Source organism: Brevibacillus halotolerans, from assembly GCF_026891775.1.
In the GTDB taxonomy this organism is placed as follows: Bacteria; Bacillota; Bacilli; order Brevibacillales; family Brevibacillaceae; genus Brevibacillus_B; species Brevibacillus_B halotolerans.
In genome coordinates, this window is sequence record NZ_JAPTNK010000089.1 from 1 (window position 1) to 255 (window position 255).

The window sequence follows — 255 nt, forward strand, 5'->3', positions numbered from 1 at the left end:
CAGTTTATGACCCAGTAAACTTTAGACTCGTCCTAATTGAAGCAAATGTTTATTTAGACTTGAAGAACAAAAAAATTATACCTATAGGAACTTCTAAAGGTATCGTCAAAGAGCAAAAAGTTGTAAGCGCTACTCTTAAAGCCATTAAAGGTTTCGGTAAAATCGTAAGAGCTGGTGGATGGGTACTTGAGAAGACTATAGGCTTGTGGAGTAAATCTAAAGCAGATTTAATACGGAAATACTCAAGAGAAATCG

General features: G+C 35.3%; 1 pseudogene. It reads left to right on the forward strand.

Annotated features, from left to right (window positions below):
* Positions 1-255 (forward strand): annotated as a pseudogene (locus O0550_RS24295) (hypothetical protein); the annotation flags it as partial.